This window comes from Streptomyces sp. NPDC002788 (assembly GCF_053592115.1).
This window is the reverse complement of sequence record NZ_JBSFVB010000013.1, coordinates 39,296-53,697: the sequence shown is the minus strand read 5'-3', so window position 1 is coordinate 53,697 and position 14,402 is coordinate 39,296. Positions and strand designations below refer to the sequence as shown.

Genomic DNA, 14,402 nt, shown 5'->3' with positions numbered 1-14,402 from the left:
CTTGGTAATGATCCCCGGAATGGGATGAACGGCCGGTTCCGCATCTTCCCGAGTTCTGATGCCGTGTGAGTCTCTGGGTAAGGCTTTGTTTTTACGGGGTGGCTCACCACGATTCGCCTACGCGCGGTAAGTTTCTGGCCATGCCACGTGGACGTCATCGCCATTCCCCGCCCTTGCACAGGCTGCTGCCCCCGTCGGCGATCGCAGGCGTCTCCCTCGTCTGCGCCCTGGGGCCCTGGGTGTTCACGGAGCCGATGGTGCTCCGCTCTCTGGCCGCGGCCGCCGCGGCGACGGCGGTCATCGGCGCGGTCGTACTGCGCCGCTGGGACACCCAGGCGGGCAAGCGCGTCGCCGACCTCACGCGCGCGCGGGCGAGTGACGAGTGGCGCTTCGAGGAGCGGGTCGCCGAACTGGAGGCCGACCTCGAGGAGTCGCGCGAGCTGCGCGTGAAGCTGGAGCAGCGGCTGCGCGCCAAGCGCACGGAACTGGCCGGACTGCGCAACGAGCACGCCGCGCTGCTGCGCCGGTACGCCACGTCGGAGACCGAGCGCGCGAGCGTCCTGGAGGAACGCCGGATGCTCGAGATCGAGGCGATGGCACCCGTACGGGCGGCGCTGCCCGCGGGGGTGGCGGACGCTCCCGCCGAGCAGGACGAGGCGCCTGCCGCTCTCACCGTCGAGGCGGAGCCCGCGGTTCCCGCGGTGTTCTCGCCCGAGGGTTCCCGCCTGTTCCTGCGTGCGGCGGCCGCACTCGCCCGGTTCGACGGCGCGGCGGTCCCGGACCCGGACGGCGACGGCGACGGCGTGCCGAAGGGCGACGACGCGGAGCCCGCGCGGGAGCGCAGGCAGGACCAGCCGGAGCGGCGGGAGCAGCACCGGGAGGACGAGCCGCAGGGGCAGTCCCAGGCGGTCGACGGGCACGAGCCCGCGACCGCCGCAGCCAAGGCCGACAACGGGCGAGTCCCGGAACCTGCCCGGGCCGGGCAGGCGGTTTCCGGTCACTACACGGTGCCGACCGCCGTGGCCGTCGCGCCGCAGCCGCCGGTGCGACGGCCCCTCGCCGGGGGCGGGTTCGACTTCTTCGGCACGAAGCAGGACACCTCGCGGGCGGCCCTGGAGGCCGTGCAGAACGAGGATCTCGCCGATGTCGTCGGCCAGGAGGCCCTCGCCGTGCACAAGGCCGAGACCGAGGCCCGGTTCAAGCCGGCCGACGAGGAGTCGCGCGGGATCGGCCAGGTCATCGACCTGACCGCGCATGACGAGACGGAGCAGATCGACCTGCAGGGGCTGCGGAGCGCGGTTTCCTGACCTCGGCGTGAGTGCAGGCCCCCGCTGAGGCGGGGGCCTTCGGCTGTCCGGCCGGGCTTTCGGAGGGTCACGCCATCCAGCGGTCCGGCCGCGCGTCCCTGCGGCCGGTGCGCGATCGCTCCGCCTGCGCCGCCAGCAGCTCGCGCGCCTCGGCCGCGTCCCGCAGCCGCGCCGTCACCGTCTTGTCGGCGCCCGTGTCCACGTGCACGTCCGCCACGCCCCGGGCCCGCTCCCACGGTCCCTGCGACAGCCGGACGCTCTGCACCTTGGCGTGCGGCACCAGCGCGAGGCTCCGCCGCAGCAGCCCGGACCGGGTCGCGAACACCGCGCCCGTCACGGCGAGTGCGTAGCCGCGCCACCACACCGGGACGCACCACCGGGCGCGGCGCGGTGACGGCGACAGGGCCGCGTGGTCCGGCACGGTCACCCCAGGGAGCACACGTGCGACGACGTCCTCGGCGATCTCGCGCGGGGCGACCGGCAGCAGCACGGAGTTGGTGGAGCCCGCCACGTCCAGCTCCACCCGGACCCAGCCGCGCCGCCGCCACAGCAGCGGCTCAACGATCCGCACGGTCTGGACCCGCCCGGGCGGCACCGTCTCGTGGGCCCGGTCCAGCAGGCCGTGGTCGATGCGCAGTCCGTCGGGCGACTCGCCCACCGTCCAGTCGTACTCGGCGACGAACCGTCCCACGCTGCTCGCGCCCGCCGCGCCCAGCAGCGGCAGGGCGACCGCGAGGACCGTCCACAGGCTGTGGGTGGCCAGCCACAGCACCGGCGGGACGACCAGCGCCGCGGCCAGCGACCCCCAGGTCGCTCCGGTCAGCACCAGCGACACGGCGAGGACCCCGGGCGGCACCCGCAGCAGCTGCCGGGACGGGGCCTCGCCGACCTCGTGGGCGGTCTCGGGGGCGAAACCGGCCGCCCGGGCGAGCAGTTCGGCGCGCAGCGCCCGGGCCTCGTCGGCGCCGAGGAAGGCCAGTTCGTCCTTCTTGTCGGTGCCTATGACGTCGAGTTTGAGCTTGGCGACGCCCGCGACCCGGGCGAGCAGCGGCTGGGTGACGTCGATGGCCTGGATCCGCTCCAGCCGGATGTGCGCGGTCCGCCGGAACACGAGCCCGGTGCGGATGCGCAGTTCGGTCCCGGTCACCGCGAAGTGCGTGAACCACCAGGAGCAGAAGCCGTAGAGGGCGGCGGCCAGGACGAGCACGGCGAGGCCGATGAGGAGCGTGGTCGTCGTCAGCCGGGTCAGATGGCGCTGCGCCCCGTCGGGGTCGTGCACGGCCCAGCCGATGATCACGGTGACCGGTGCCCAGGCGCGCCTGAGCGGGGTGACGGGGTGCAGCCGCCGCTCGACCGGCCCGTCCACGTCCGGGCCGGTCTCCGCCTCGGCGGCCTCGGGCGTCGTCACAGCCCCGCCGATCGGGCCTCGCCCAGCTCGGTGAGCCGGTCGCGCAGCCGTTCCGCCTCGGCCGGGTCCAGGCCCGGGATGGTCGCGTCGGTCGCCGCGGCGGCGGTGTGCAACTGCACACTGGCCAGCCCGAAGTGCCGCTCGACGGGCCCGGAGGTGACCTCGACCAGCTGCATCCGCCCGTACGGCACGACCGTCTCCTCGCGCCACAGCACGCCCCGGCTGATCAGCAGGTCGTCGGCGCGCTCGGCATACCGCCAGGAGCGCCAGTTGCGTTCGATCATCACCCAGCCCCACACCGCCAACGCCAGCGGCGGCAGCGCGAAGACGGCCCAGGCGGGCCCGGCCAGCAGCCCCGGCACGAGCCCGGCGGCCAGAATGATCAGCCCGAACCAGACGACCAGCAGCAGCCGCCGCATCTTGAGCAGGCCGGGGGGAAGGGCGATCCACTGCAAGGCCGGCGTCTCCGGCGTCACGGTCGCCGAGCCCTCTGACGCTGCCGGACCGGTCGGACCCTCGGTTCCCGGCGACCCGGCCGCGCCCTCGGCTCCCGTCGGCCCGGTCGGGCCCTCGGGTTCCGGTGACGCCCCGGCCGACCCGTCGGGGGCGTCCGTCCTCACCGGGTCCGCCGCGCCCTCGGTTCCCGCCGGCCCGGTCGGGCCGTCAGCGCTCGCCGGCCCCGCCCCGGTCGTGTTCCCGGCCACCGTCCGCCCCGCTTCGTGCGGGCTCCCCGTCTCCATGAGGCCAGCGTACGTAGGAGAGACTGTGTCCATGACTCCTACGACGGAGACCATGGTCGGAATCGGCAGCGCCGCGGAGAGCACCGACATGGTGCTCAACATCGGGCCGCAGCACCCGTCCACGCACGGCGTGCTGCGGCTGAAGCTCGTCCTGGACGGCGAGCGCATCACACACGCGGAGCCGGTGATCGGCTACATGCACCGCGGCGCGGAGAAGCTGTTCGAGGCGCGTGACTACCGCCAGATCATCATGCTCGCCAACCGCCACGACTGGCTGTCGGCGTTCTCCAACGAGCTGGGCGTGGTCCTCGCCGTGGAGCGGATGCTCGGCATGGAGGTCCCCGAGCGGGCCGTGTGGCTGCGCACGCTGCTCGCCGAGCTGAACCGGGTGCTCAACCACCTGATGTTCCTCGGCTCGTACCCGCTGGAGCTCGGCGGGATCACCCCGATCTTCTACGCCTTCCGGGAGCGCGAGGAGCTCCAGCACGTCATGGAGGAGGTCTCCGGCGGGCGGATGCACTACATGTTCAACCGCGTCGGCGGACTCAAGGAGGACCTGCCGGCCGGGTGGACCGCACGCGCGCGTGCCGCCGTCGCCGACGTGCGCTCCCGTATGGACCGATTCGACGACCTGGTGCTCGGCAACGAGATCTTCCGGGGACGTACCCGGGACGTGGGCGTGCTCTCGCCGGAGGCCGTGCACGCGTACGGCGTCAGCGGGCCGGTCGGGCGCGCCTCGGGCGTCGACTTCGACCTGCGCCGGGACGAGCCGTACCTCGCCTACGGCGAGCTGGGCGACGTCCTGAAGGTCGTGACCCGGCAGGAGGGCGACTGCCTCGCCCGCTTCGAGTGCCTCCTGGAGCAGACGCACAACGCCCTGGACCTGGCCGACGCCTGCCTCGACCGGCTCGCCGAGCTGCCGCCCGGACCGGTCAACCAGCGGCTCCCGAAGGTCCTGAAGGCCCCGGAGGGCCACACGTACGCCTGGACCGAGAACCCTCTCGGCATCAACGGCTACTACCTGGTCAGCAAGGGCGAGAAGACCCCGTACCGGCTGAAGCTGCGGTCGGCGTCGTACAACAACATCCAGGCGCTGACGGAGCTGCTGCCGGGGACGCTGGTCGCGGACATGGTGGCGATCCTGGGCTCGATGTTCTTCGTGGTCGGGGACATCGACAAGTAGGACCTCACCCGCGGAGCCCCTCCGGGCTCCGGGGCAGCACGTCCCCGATCCCGACCGACTGCAGCAGCCACCCGAAGTCGCCCAGCCCGCCCGCCGCGGTGAGCTCGGCGGCCTCCCCGGCGCTCGCGAGGGCGCGTACGTATGCGGCGGGGTCGGTGGACGCGAGCGTGAGCGGGGGGCGTGCGCCGGTCACGCCAAGGGCGTGCAGCGCCTCGCGCTGGGGGAGTACCCGCCCGCCGGGCAGGGCGCAGGCGTCCAGGGCCACATGGGCCGTGATGTCGCAGGAGCCGTCCGGTACCGGCGTGGTCTCGCGGCCCTCGCGGAAGCCGGTGAGCGTCCCGAAGGGCGGGCGCGCGTCCGCCGTGTGCGCGTAGTCCACGGCGACGGCGAGCCCCCGCCGAAGCGTCGCGACCGCCGCGGCCCAGGCCTCGTCCCGGGGCAGGCCGATCTCGGCCCGCAGCCCCCGCTCGCCGGGCAGCGGCCACCACCGCTCGAGCCACCGCGCCTCGGCCCCGCCGACCGGCTCCCCGAGCCGCTCGCTCCCGTCCTCCCGGACCAGCACCAGCCGCGCGACGCCCGCGGCGTCCACCTCCGCGACCTCGACGGGCACGTTGTCCAGGAACTCGTTGGCGAACAGCAGCCCGGTCGCTCCCTCGGGAGGTGCGGCCAGCCACTCGATCCGGTGATCGAGCCCCGCGGGCCGCTCGGCGACCTCGACGGCGTACGCGCGCGTGCGGGCCGCCACCTCCGCGGGGAGCGCGGCCAGCACTCCGGCGGCCAGTTCGCCCCGCCCGGCCGCCATGTCGACGAAGTCCAGGGCCGCCGGCCGCCCCAGGGCCTTGTCGACCCGGACCAGCAACCGCGCCACGGCCCCGGCGAACAGCGGCGACGCGTGCACGGACGTACGGAAGTGCCCGGCCGGCCCTCCGGCCCCGGCCCGCCGGTAGAAGCCCCCCGGCGCGTACAGCGCGTCCCGCGCCGCGGCGTGCCACCCGCGCCACTCGTTCCCGGTTCCCGCTGTCACCGGCCCAGGCTAAGGGGTCCTCGCACTGTGCCCGCCCGGGTCGCGCGGCCTGGACCGCGCCTCGCCGCGTTGCCGAAACGCCCAGGTAGCTCCGCTGCCAGGGCACTCCGGCGTCTCGCGATGCACGGCACCGGACCACGCGACCCGATCGGACGCTCATAGGGCAAGGACCCCTGAGTGCACGCAACGAACGCAACTCCACCTTGCGGAGTATGCGCGCCGGGTACGGATCGGCCCTCCGGTTGACCCCTGCACCTATCCCTCTTCCCTACGCTGGGTTACGTGCAACGCCTCTATGACTTCCTCCGCAGGCACCCGACGTGGGTCGACGGCTCGTGGGCCGTGATCCTCCTCGGGATTTCCATGGTCGGCGGAGCGTCGGGCGAGTTCGGCCCTCCGGCCGCCGCCGTTCCGCTCACGGTGCTGCTGTGCCTCGTCGTCGCGCTGCGCCGCCGCATGCCGGAGAAGATGCTGCTGCTCACGGCCGCGGTCGGAGTGGCCCAGCTGATCACCGACGTCGAGATGGGCCCGGCCGACTTCGCCATGCTGGTGATCGTCTACACGGTCGCGGCGGAAGGCGCGCGCTGGGCCTCCCGCTTCGCGCTGGGCGCCGGCCTGTGCGCCGCCCCTCTGGCCCACCTGCGCTGGCCGAACGGCCACACGGGCGTCGCGGGCGACATCGCCGCGACGATCTTCATGACGGTGCCCTTCGCCCTCGCCTGGGTGCTCGGCGACTCCTTCCGCACCCGCCGCGCCTACTTCGCGCAGTTGGAGGAGCGGGCCGCCCGCCTGGAGAAGGAGCGCGAGGCACAGTCCAAGGTCGCCGTCGCCGCCGAACGCGCCCGGATCGCCCGCGAGTTGCACGACGTCGTCGCGCACAACGTCTCCGTGATGGTGGTCCAGGCCGACGGCGCCGCCTACGTCCTCGACGCCGCGCCCGACCAGGCGAAGAAGGCCCTGGAGACCATCTCCTCCACCGGCCGTCAGGCCCTCGCCGAGATGCGCCGCCTGCTCGGCGTGCTGCGCACCGGGGAGCACCAGGAGGCCGGCGAGTACGTGCCGCAGCCCGACGTGCAGCAGATCGAGGACCTCGTCGAGCAGTGCCGCGGATCCGGACTGCCCGTCGACTTCAAGGTCGAGGGCACACCCCGCCCGCTGCCCAGCGGCGTCGAGCTCACCGCCTACCGCATCGTGCAGGAGGCGCTCACCAACACCCGCAAGCACGGCGGGCCCGACGCGGGCGCCAGCGTGCGCCTGGTGTACTTCGACGACGGCCTCGGCCTGCTCGTCGAGGACGACGGCAAGGGCGCCCCGCACGAGCTGTACGAGGAGGGCGGTCTCGACGGCCAGGGCCACGGCCTGATCGGCATGCGCGAGCGGGTCGGTATGGTCGGCGGCACCCTGGACGCGGGCCCGCGCCCCGGCGGAGGATTCCGCATCAGCGCCCTGCTGCCGCTCAAACCCGCGCACTGACGTCGGCGCACGCCCCTCGCTGACACCTGTCACGACCCGAGATTCGCCCTGAACGCCCTTTTCACCGCCACGGAAGTCCCCAGACACACGGAAGAGGCCCCGATGACGATCCGCGTGATGCTCGTCGACGACCAGGTGCTGCTGCGCACCGGGTTCCGGATGGTGCTCGCCGCCCAGCCGGACATGGAGGTCGTCGCGGAGGCGGGCGACGGGGTCGAGGCCCTGCAGGCGCTGCGCACGACAGCGGTCGACGTCGTGCTGATGGATGTCCGCATGCCGAAGCTCGACGGGGTGGAGACCACCCGCCGGATCTGCGCGGACACCGACCCGCCGAAGGTCCTCATCCTGACCACCTTCGACCTCGACGAGTACGCCTTCTCGGGTCTGAAGGCCGGCGCCTCCGGTTTCATGCTCAAGGACGTGCCCCCCGGCGAGCTGCTCGCCGCGATCCGGGCCGTGCACAGCGGTGACGCGGTCGTCGCGCCCTCCACCACCCGACGGCTCCTGGACCGCTTCGCGCCGATGCTGCCGAGCGCCGGGCAGCAGCCCCAGTACAAGGAGCTGGAGCGGCTCACCGGCCGCGAGCGCGAGGTCATGGTGCTGGTCGCGCAGGGCCTGTCCAACGGCGAGATCGCGGCCCGGCTCGTGCTGTCGGAGGCGACCGTGAAGACACACGTGGGCCGCATCCTGACCAAGCTGGGCCTCCGGGACCGGGTGCAGGTGGTGGTGCTGGCCTACGAGACGGGGCTGGTCCGGGCCGGCGGGCACGGCTGACCGGCCTACCCCGGCCGGCTACCTGAGGATCCCCTCCAGGAACTCGCTGCCGAGCCGGGCCACCACCGTCACGTCCAGCTGGTGCAGGACGTAGCGCCCGCGGCGGCGGGTGGTGATCAGGCCCGCCTTCTTCAGCACGGCGAGGTGCCGGGATATCTCCGGGGCCGTCATGCCGTGCACCTGCGCCAGTTCGCCGGTGGTGTACGCGCTGCGGGCCAGATGGCGGCAGATGCGCATCCGGACCGGGTGGGACAACGCGCTCATGCGCAGGGCCAGCTGCTCCAGAGTGGGCGGGGCGGCGAGCTCGGGGGAGCCGACCGGGTAGTGCAGCACCGGCTGCCAGCCGTACCGGTGCAGGACCAACAGATGCGGCCAGCCCAGGCTCGTCGGGACGAGCAGCAGGCCGCCGTCGCCCGTGGCCGTGCGGCCGTCGCCCAGCTTGTCGACCGTGATCAGGGCGGCCGCCTCGTCGAGGGTGACCGCCGGGGAGACGGCGGCCAGGGCCCCGGCCAGGCCCTTGCGGCGGAGCAGGTCCGTCTTGTGCCGGGTGTCCGCCGCGAGTTGGTGACGCAGCCGGGACCAGGTCTCCGCGAAGAACGCCTCGTCACAGTCCCGCAGGAACTGCCGCAGCCACGCCCGGATCCTCGGCGGGTCGGCCAGCAGCCGCTCGCTGAAGCGCAACTGCCGCGGCCCGCGCGCCGCGGCCAGGTCCAGCGTCCGGCGGCGCACCTCGGGGTCGGACAGCGCGGTGGGCCCGCACTCCTCGTACCCGATGGCACAGGTGAACTCCAGCGCGGTGTCCACGAATTGTTCGTCGGACAGCTTGTCGAGCAGGTCCAGTTCCTCGGCGAGCGTGCCGCCCGGGAGCGCGGTGCGGTCCGGCAGGCCCGCCGCGCAGGGCAGGAACAGGTCCGAGAACGTCGTCCGCCACAGAAAGTCGGCCTCGCACATCCGGTCGGCCAGATGCGGATCGAGCCGGGCGGCCACGCCCGTCACCCAGCCCTGCAGGCCCGGGTGGTGCCCCGGCTCCGACAGCGCGTGCAGCGCCATGCCCAGCTCGGCCAGGGGCGACGGCACGACGGCGACGCTCTCCCGCCGCAGCCCCGTGATGTCGATGCGCACGCTCATGACTTCATGGTGCACCCCGCCGCCGACAACGCCCCCGTCGATTGACGGGCCTCGTCAATCGACGGGACTTCGCCCGCGGCGCTCACGCACGGTGGGTGCACCGGGGCAGCCGCGGAGCCTTCGGACCTCCCTCACCCCGTCCCGCAGAGGCGATCCACCATGAGCAGCACGCAGCAGTACCTCCTCGACACCTACCGCGCCCGCTCCCTGGGCGAGCCCGCCCCGCCCGCGCCGGGCACGCACGACCGGCAGGTCGTACGGGAGTGGCGCGGCGAGCGGCGGTTCCGGGCGGTCCTGGCGGGCCGACCGGCCCGCCACCGGCTCCGGGACACCCTGACGCGGTGGTGGCGGCGCCCTATCTGACCTGCTCGGGCAGCCGGGCCACGAACTCGGCCACCGCCGCCTTCACGTCCTCGGCGGTCCATTCCAGCCCGGCGGCCCGCACATGCACCTCCGTGAGCGCCAGGCCCGGACCGCCCCGGTCCCAGGCACCGCCGAACAGCACCACACCCGTCTCCTCGGCCGTACGGACCGCCGCCTCGGCGAGGACGTCCGCGTCGAAGGGCAGCCAGACCTGGAAGTCATGGGTGTGCGGCACCTCCGGGTGCACGCGCACCCACGGCAGCCCGGCCGCGGCGAACCCCTCGCGCAGGGCGGCGGCCACCACGCGCGCGTGGGCGACGTAGCCAGGCAGCCGGGGCAGTTCCCGTTCCAGCCCCGCCAGCGCCGACAGGGCCGTCGGGAACTGCTGGAAGACCAGGCCGCCGTACCGGTGCCGCCAGGCCTTCGCCTCCTCGACGAGCTCCCCCGGGCCGGCGAGGGCCGCTCCGCCGTACCCCTCGAGGGACTTGTAGAACGACACGTAGACGCTGTCGGCCAGGCCCGCGATCTCCTCTAGGGTCCGGCCGAAGTGCACGGTGGACTCCCACAGCCGGGCCCCGTCGAAGTGCACGACCGCGTCCCGCTCCCGCGCGGCCTCGACGACCGCGGTGAGCTCCTCCCAGGACGGCAGCACGAAACCGGCGTCCCGCAGGGGCAGTTCCAGCATCAGCGCCCCGAAGGGCTCCTCGAAGTCGCGCACCTCGGCGGCGGTCGGCAGTCGCGGCTCGCTCGTCAACCGCACCGTGCGCAGGCCGCCGACCTCGCTGAACGCGTTCCGCTCGTGCACCTCGGGATGGCTGAGCGCGTGCAGGGCGACGGCCGGGTCGCCGGTGCGGCCCGCCCAGCAGCGCAGGGCCACCTGCTGGGCCATCGTCCCGGTCGGGAAGAACGCGGCGGCCTCGGTGCCGAGCAGCCCGGCGACCTTCCTCTCCAGGACCTCGACGACGCCGTCGCCGTACACGTCGGACAGCTCGTCCAGGTCGTAGTGGCTCCCCGCCTCGTCCAGCACCGCCAGGCGCTCCCGGAGTGTCCGGTGGAAGCCGAAGCGCGCGAACACGCGCCGTGCGCCGCGATGGACGGCCAGCCGCCGCTCCCGCAGCCCCGCCCCCCGGTCCTCGTCCGCCGTCTGCTCGTCGCGTTCCGCCGTGTCGGTCATGGTCCGGATCCTCCCCCGCGCGGGTGCGGCCGGGCATCCGCATTTCCGCAACCCGTGGCCGTCGCGCGGGGAACGCCGCTCGGGGCATGCACACCCTGTGGACGACCGAACGCCCCGCGAACCGATCGCGTTAACATGACGAGAAATCGTCCGGTACCCGGAGCGGACTGGAACGGGAAGGCCGCCGTCGAGTGAACACAACCCCACAGCCAGACCCCAAGGACCGCCCCGCGCGGCTCACCGTCGGCGTCATCGGCGCCGGCCGGGTGGGACCCGCACTCGCGGCGTCCCTCGAACTCGCAGGGCACCGCCCGGTCGCCGTCTCCGCGGTCTCCGACGCCTCCCGGCGCCGCGCCGCCGAACTGCTTCCCGACGTGCCGGTGATGCCGCCCGCCGAGGTCCTGAAGCGGGCCGACCTGGTGCTGCTGACGGTTCCCGACGACGCCCTGCCCGACCTGGTCACCGGCCTCGCCGACACCGGGTCCGTCCGTCCGGGCCAGCTCCTCGTCCACACCTCCGGGCGGTACGGCGCGCGGGTGCTCGACCCCGCCCTGCGCGCGGGCGCCCTGCCGCTGGCCCTGCACCCGGCGATGACCTTCACCGGCACCCCCGTGGACGTCCAGCGCCTGGCCGGCTGCTCCTTCGGCGTCACCGCGCCCGAGGAGCTGCGGCTCGCCGCCGAAGCCCTGGTCATCGAGATGGGCGGCGAGCCGGAGTGGATCGCCGAGGAGAACCGGCCGCTCTACCACGCGGCCCTCGCCCTGGGCGCCAACCACCTGGTCACCCTGGTCGCCCAGTCCATGGAGCTGCTGGGCGCGGCCGGCGTCGCGGCCCCCGACCGGATGCTCGGCCCGCTGCTCGGCGCGGCCCTGGACAACGCCCTGCGCTCCGGTGACGCCGCTCTCACCGGCCCCGTCGCGCGTGGGGACGCGGGCACGGTCGCCGCGCACGTCACCGAGCTGCGCCGGCACGCCCCGCAGACCGTCGCCGGCTACCTGGCGATGGCCCGCGCCACCGCCGACCGGGCCCTGGCCCACGGCCTGCTGAAGCCGGAACTCGCCGAGGACCTCCTCGGGGTACTCGCCCACGGGACCGACGGCACCGAAGGGGACGCCCGATGACCACCACCCTGCTGCGCACCGCCGGCGAACTGCACGCACGCGCGCGTGGGGGCCGTCGTGCCGTGGTGATGACCATGGGCGCCCTGCACGAGGGCCACGCCACGCTCATCCGCACCGCGCGCCGCATCGCCGGCCCCGACGGCGAGGTCGTCGTCACCGTCTTCGTCAACCCGCTGCAGTTCGGCGAGGGCGAGGACCTCGACCGCTACCCGCGCACCCTGGACGCCGACCTCAAGCTCGCCGAACAGTCCGGCGCCGACGTCGTGTTCGCCCCCGCCGTCGACGAGGTCTACCCGGGCGGCGAGCCCCAGGTCCGCATCACCGCGGGTCCGATGGGCGAGCGACTGGAGGGCTCCTCCCGCCCCGGCCACTTCGACGGCATGCTCACCGTCGTCGCCAAACTGCTGCACCTGACCCGCCCGGACGTCGCGCTGTACGGCCAGAAGGACGCCCAGCAGCTCGCCCTGATCCGCCGCATGGTGCGGGACCTGAACTTCGGCGTGGAGATCGTCGGCGTCCCCACGGTCCGCGAGGAGGACGGCCTGGCCCTGTCCAGCCGCAACCGCTACCTCTCGCCCGCCGAGCGGCGCACCGCCCGGGCGCTGTCCAGGGCCCTGTTCGCGGGCCAGGACCGGCACGCCGCGCAGGAGGCGCTGCGCGCCCGGGCCCGCGAGGTGCCCGCCACACGCGCGCGTGCCGAGGCGCTCAGCGCCATCGGGGAGTCCCGCGCGGCGGCCGACGCGCACGCCGTCGCGACGGCGGTCCCGGGCGGCCCGGCGGCCGTCCGCGCGGCCGCCCGCCAGGTCCTCGACGAGGCCGCCCGCCTCGATCCGCCGCTCGCGCTGGACTACCTCGCCCTGGTCGACCCGTCGGACTTCACCGAGATCGCCGACGACTTCACCGGTGAGGCGGTGCTCGCCGTCGCCGCCCGGGTCGGGACGACCCGGCTGATCGACAACATCCCGCTCACCTTCGGAACCTTCGGAGCCGCCTCGTGACCACCACAGGCATACGACTGCACGCCCCCGCCCCGGGCTGGTCCATCGCCGCGGACGTGGTCGTCGTCGGCTCCGGCGTCGCCGGCCTGACCGCCGCCCTGCGCTGCGAGGCGGCGGGCCTGAGCACCGTGGTCGTCACCAAGGCCCGTCTCGACGACGGCTCCACCCGCTGGGCCCAGGGCGGCATCGCCGCTGCCCTCGGCGAGGGCGACACCCCCGAGCAGCACCTCGACGACACCCTGGTCGCGGGCGCCGGCCTGTGCGACGAGGAAGCGGTCCGCATCCTCGTCACCGAGGGGCCCGACGCCGTACGCCGCCTCATCGAGACCGGCGCCCAGTTCGACGAGTCCTCCGAGGGCGGACTGGAACTGACCCGCGAAGGCGGCCACCACCGCCGCCGCATCGCCCACGCCGGCGGCGACGCCACCGGCGCCGAGATCTCCCGCGCCCTGGTCGAGGCGGTACGGGCGCGGGGCACGCGCACCGTCGAGAACGCGCTCGTCCTGGACCTTCTCACGGACGCCGAGGGCCGCACCGCCGGCGTCACCCTGCACGTCATGGGCGAGGGCCAGCACGACGGCGTGGGCGCTGTCCACGCCCCCGCGGTGGTCCTCGCCACCGGCGGCATGGGCCAGGTGTTCTCCGCGACCACCAACCCGTCGGTCTCCACGGGTGACGGCGTGGCCCTGGCGCTCCGCGCGGGCGCCGAGGTCAGCGACCTGGAGTTCGTCCAGTTCCACCCGACCGTCCTCTTCCTCGGCCCCGACGCCGAGGGCCAGCAGCCCCTGGTCTCCGAGGCCGTGCGCGGCGAGGGCGCCCACCTGGTCGACGCCGACGGCGTGCGCTTCATGACCGGACAGCACGAACTCGCCGAACTCGCCCCCCGGGACATCGTCGCCAAGGGCATCACGCGCCGCATGCAGGAGAAGGACGCCGAGCACATGTTCCTCGACGCCCGCCACTTCGGCGCCGACATGTGGGAGCACCGCTTCCCGACGATCCTCGCCGCCTGCCGTGCCCACGGCATCGACCCGGTCACCGAGCCCATTCCCGTCGCCCCGGCCGCCCACTACGCCTCCGGCGGCGTCCGCACCGACTCCCACGGCCGTACGACCGTCCCGGGCCTGTACGCGTGCGGTGAGGTCGCCTGCACCGGCGTGCACGGCGCCAACCGGCTGGCCTCCAATTCCCTCCTGGAGGGCCTCGTCTACGCCGAGCGCATCGCGGCCGACATCGCGGCGGCCGGCCTGCACGCGCGTGTGCCGCAGCCCCTCCCGTACCCGGAGATCCCCGAGCACCCCCTGCAGGCCCCCGAGGCCCGCTTCACGATCCAGCGGATCATGACCGGCGGGGCAGGCGTCCTGCGCTCGGCAAAGTCCCTCACCCGGGCCGCCGACCAGCTGGAGCGGCTCCACACGGACGCCCGGGAGGCCCTCGCCGAGCACGGCAAGACGGCCGAGCCCGGCGTCGACACGTGGGAGGCCACCAACCTCCTGTGCGTGGCCCGGGTCCTGGTCGCCGCCGCCCGGCTGCGCGAGGAGACCCGGGGCTGCCACTGGCGCGAGGACCGCCCGGAGCGCGACGACACCACCTGGCGCCGCCACATCGTCGTACGGCTGAACCCGGACCGCACGCTGGCCGTGCACACCACGGACACCACACACTTCCCCACAACCCTCCCGCCCCAGGCCCCCCAGGAGCAGTGACCG

Annotated in this window: 13 protein-coding genes; 8 read left to right on the top strand and 5 right to left on the bottom strand. The window is 74.2% G+C overall.

The features are described from left to right. The first annotated feature begins 140 nt into the window (after positions 1-140). On the top strand, positions 141-1,307 hold the full coding sequence (locus ACWD1U_RS23810; protein ID WP_451110307.1) for a hypothetical protein: 1,167 nt from the start codon (positions 141-143) through the stop codon (positions 1,305-1,307). Positions 1,308-1,374: 67 nt separating this feature from the next. On the opposite strand, the gene ACWD1U_RS23805 is transcribed toward ACWD1U_RS23810, so the two are convergent. Both ACWD1U_RS23805 and ACWD1U_RS23800 read right to left on the bottom strand, forming a co-directional pair. After that, positions 1,375-2,715: a PH domain-containing protein gene (locus ACWD1U_RS23805; protein ID WP_451110305.1), complete on the bottom strand. Its 1,341-nt coding sequence runs from the start codon at positions 2,713-2,715 to the stop codon at positions 1,375-1,377. Continuing rightward, positions 2,712-3,134, bottom strand: a complete 423-nt coding sequence (locus tag ACWD1U_RS23800) for a PH domain-containing protein (RefSeq protein WP_451110631.1) — start codon at positions 3,132-3,134, stop codon at positions 2,712-2,714. Before ACWD1U_RS23800 ends, ACWD1U_RS23805 begins: the two co-directional genes overlap by 4 nt. Positions 3,135-3,486: 352 nt before the next feature. Between ACWD1U_RS23800 and ACWD1U_RS23795 the strand changes: the two genes are divergently transcribed. Further along, a complete protein-coding gene (locus tag ACWD1U_RS23795; RefSeq protein WP_451110303.1) occupies positions 3,487-4,638 on the top strand; it encodes an NADH-quinone oxidoreductase subunit D in 1,152 nt (383 codons plus the stop codon). Positions 4,639-4,642: 4 nt separating this feature from the next. Here ACWD1U_RS23795 and ACWD1U_RS23790 read toward each other — a convergent pair whose 3' ends face one another. After that, on the bottom strand, positions 4,643-5,662 hold the full coding sequence (locus ACWD1U_RS23790) for an SAM-dependent methyltransferase (RefSeq protein ID WP_451110302.1): 1,020 nt from the start codon (positions 5,660-5,662) through the stop codon (positions 4,643-4,645). A 282-nt stretch (positions 5,663-5,944) separates the two neighbouring features. On the opposite strand from ACWD1U_RS23790, the gene ACWD1U_RS23785 reads away from it, so the two are divergent. Continuing rightward, entirely contained in the window at positions 5,945-7,135 is a 1,191-nt protein-coding gene (locus tag ACWD1U_RS23785) for a sensor histidine kinase (protein WP_451110300.1), read from the top strand. A 102-nt stretch (positions 7,136-7,237) separates the two neighbouring features. Continuing rightward, positions 7,238-7,909: a response regulator gene (locus ACWD1U_RS23780; RefSeq protein ID WP_451110299.1), complete on the top strand. Its 672-nt coding sequence runs from the start codon at positions 7,238-7,240 to the stop codon at positions 7,907-7,909. A gap of 18 nt (positions 7,910-7,927) precedes the next feature. Here ACWD1U_RS23780 and ACWD1U_RS23775 read toward each other — a convergent pair whose 3' ends face one another. Further along, positions 7,928-9,037 carry a DUF5937 family protein gene (locus tag ACWD1U_RS23775; RefSeq protein WP_451110297.1) on the bottom strand — a complete coding sequence of 370 codons (1,110 nt, stop codon included), beginning with the start codon at positions 9,035-9,037 and terminating at the stop codon, positions 7,928-7,930. Between the two features lie 159 nt (positions 9,038-9,196). On the opposite strand from ACWD1U_RS23775, the gene ACWD1U_RS23770 reads away from it, so the two are divergent. Next, positions 9,197-9,400: a hypothetical protein gene (locus tag ACWD1U_RS23770; protein WP_451110295.1), complete on the top strand. Its 204-nt coding sequence runs from the start codon at positions 9,197-9,199 to the stop codon at positions 9,398-9,400. Here the strand turns inward: ACWD1U_RS23770 and ACWD1U_RS23765 are convergent. After that, positions 9,393-10,574: a threonine aldolase family protein gene (locus ACWD1U_RS23765; RefSeq protein ID WP_451110294.1), complete on the bottom strand. Its 1,182-nt coding sequence runs from the start codon at positions 10,572-10,574 to the stop codon at positions 9,393-9,395. The genes ACWD1U_RS23770 and ACWD1U_RS23765 overlap by 8 nt on opposite strands. 191 nt (positions 10,575-10,765) lie before the next feature. On the opposite strand from ACWD1U_RS23765, the gene ACWD1U_RS23760 reads away from it, so the two are divergent. Genes ACWD1U_RS23760 through ACWD1U_RS23750 form a run of 3 tightly spaced genes read left to right on the top strand, consistent with a single transcriptional unit; the run spans position 10,766 to position 14,399 of the window. After that, positions 10,766-11,695, top strand: a complete 930-nt coding sequence (locus ACWD1U_RS23760; RefSeq protein WP_451110293.1) for a Rossmann-like and DUF2520 domain-containing protein — start codon at positions 10,766-10,768, stop codon at positions 11,693-11,695. Next, complete coding sequence (gene panC / locus ACWD1U_RS23755; RefSeq protein ID WP_451110292.1) at positions 11,692-12,693, top strand: pantoate--beta-alanine ligase; 1,002 nt, start codon at positions 11,692-11,694, stop codon at positions 12,691-12,693. Before ACWD1U_RS23760 ends, panC begins: the two co-directional genes overlap by 4 nt. Beyond that, a complete protein-coding gene (locus tag ACWD1U_RS23750; protein ID WP_451110290.1) occupies positions 12,690-14,399 on the top strand; it encodes an L-aspartate oxidase in 1,710 nt (569 codons plus the stop codon). The genes panC and ACWD1U_RS23750 overlap by 4 nt, the downstream gene beginning before the upstream one ends. The last annotated feature ends 3 nt before the right edge of the window (positions 14,400-14,402 follow it).

Excerpts from the sequence above, each read along its gene's own strand:
- ACWD1U_RS23770 (WP_451110295.1), top strand. The coding sequence starts at position 9,197 with ATGAGCAGCACGCAGCAGTACCTCCTCGACACCTACCGCGCCCGCTCC.
- ACWD1U_RS23780 (WP_451110299.1), top strand. The coding sequence starts at position 7,238 with ATGACGATCCGCGTGATGCTCGTCGACGACCAGGTGCTGCTGCGCACC.
- ACWD1U_RS23795 (WP_451110303.1), top strand. The coding sequence starts at position 3,487 with ATGACTCCTACGACGGAGACCATGGTCGGAATCGGCAGCGCCGCGGAG.
- ACWD1U_RS23765 (WP_451110294.1), bottom strand. The coding sequence starts at position 10,574 with ATGACCGACACGGCGGAACGCGACGAGCAGACGGCGGACGAGGACCGG.
- ACWD1U_RS23775 (WP_451110297.1), bottom strand. The coding sequence starts at position 9,037 with ATGAGCGTGCGCATCGACATCACGGGGCTGCGGCGGGAGAGCGTCGCC.
- ACWD1U_RS23810 (WP_451110307.1), top strand. The coding sequence starts at position 141 with ATGCCACGTGGACGTCATCGCCATTCCCCGCCCTTGCACAGGCTGCTG.
- ACWD1U_RS23800 (WP_451110631.1), bottom strand. The coding sequence starts at position 3,134 with ATGCGGCGGCTGCTGCTGGTCGTCTGGTTCGGGCTGATCATTCTGGCC.
- panC (WP_451110292.1), top strand. The coding sequence starts at position 11,692 with ATGACCACCACCCTGCTGCGCACCGCCGGCGAACTGCACGCACGCGCG.